Below are 1533 nucleotides of genomic sequence, written 5' to 3' on the forward strand. Positions count from 1 at the left end.
CCCCGCGCCTGCGTCCGCCAGATCAAGCTTGCTGAGCGCGACGATGTCAGCGACGCGGAGCTGCGAGCGCTGGAGCGCGTCGTCCAGCGCTGATGGCGGCGTCGCCGCATCCATCACGCAGAGCACCGTCTCCAGCGGCGCCTCGCGCAGGATCACGGGATCCATCAGGTTGCGGACGATGTCGGCGGGGTCGGCGACTCCGCTGGTCTCGATGACGATGTATTCCGGCTTCGGATCGCGCCGCAGCAGCGTCGAGAGCGTGCGCAGCAGATCGCCTTCCAGCGAGCAGCAGATGCAGCCATTGGCAAGGCTGACCACGCCGTCGCTGGCGCCCGCGATCAGCTCCGCATCGATGTTGATGGCGCCGAAATCGTTGACCACAGCGGCAATGCGCCGTCCCTCCGCGTGCGCCAGCAGATGGTTGACGACCGTGGTCTTGCCCGCCCCCAGAAAGCCCGTGACCAGCAGAATGGGGACCGGCATGGGGTCAGCTCTCGACGACGGGACGGCGCACGGGTTTTCCGGGCCGCGCCGCGACATCGAGAATTCCATCGGTAATCAGCGGCTGGCCGCTGACAACGAGGTGCCGCACGCCTTCCGACGGACGGTTCATCGTCGTGAAGGTGGCGCGGTCCGACAGTTTTTCGTAGTCGAACACAACGATGTCGGCATCGGCGCCCTTGGTGAGCCTGCCCTTGGCGCGCATCGCGGGTGTGCTCTGCGACAGGATTTCCGCGGGGATCAGCGCGCATTTGCGCACGCCTTCCAGCAGCGACACCGCTTTGCGCTCGCGCACCCATTCGCGGATGAATTTCGTGAAGCAGCCGGCCGAGCGCGGATGCGAGGTGGCATCGTCAGGCAGCGGCCAGGCATCGCCGGTGTAGGTCTTGCCGTCAGACGTCGTCCACGGCATCGCGTCCGAGGCGATGGCGCCGCCGGGATAGAGCACCGACATGTCGAGCAGGTCGCGGTGATGCGCATTGTTCTCGGTGTCGAGGATGTGCCAGAGCACCAGCGAGGACGGCTCTTCGGCCTGTGCCTTCAACAGCTCCTCGCGGTCGTGGAAGCGATAGCCGTCGGTCACGCGCTGCACGGAATCATAGCCGGTGCCGTTGCGCTCGACGAATTGGGGATCGCTGAAGAAGGCGGCGGCGAGCACGGTGGAGCCGGTGCCGTAGGGATAGGCCTCGACGGTGATCGGCAGGCCCTGCGCCTGCGCCTTCGCGATCAGCACGCGGCAACGCTCGACGTCGGTCTTGCTCGACGAGTTGAAATGGCAGATGTGCATGTGCGCGCCGGTGGCGCCGGCATAGCCGATCAGGCGGATATAGGCTTCCACCGCGCTTTCGGGGTCGATGCGCGACATGAAGGCGACGTGGGTGAAGGTCGGCACGTCCTTGACCGCGGCGAGCTGGCAGACCGCGGTCAGCTCCTGCACGCCGGCGCCCGGCGCGTAGGCGTTCAAAATGCCGATGCCGATGCCGCCTTCGTCGAGGCCGCGCGCAAGACGCTCGAGAATGCCGGCGACTTCCG

The 1533-nt window shown here is 66.7% G+C and carries 2 protein-coding genes; both read right to left on the reverse strand.

What is annotated here, in order from left to right:
• Positions 1–483: GTP-binding protein (locus tag MOV75_RS37660; RefSeq protein ID WP_247007943.1), on the reverse strand; the 483-nt coding region annotated here is incomplete at its 3' end.
• Positions 484–487: 4 nt separating this feature from the next.
• The coding region (locus tag MOV75_RS37665; RefSeq protein ID WP_247007944.1) for an amidohydrolase family protein at positions 488–1533 on the reverse strand (1046 nt) is incomplete at its 5' end.

Source organism: Bradyrhizobium sp. PRIMUS42 (assembly GCF_023006515.1).
Taxonomy (GTDB): domain Bacteria; phylum Pseudomonadota; class Alphaproteobacteria; order Rhizobiales; family Xanthobacteraceae; genus Bradyrhizobium.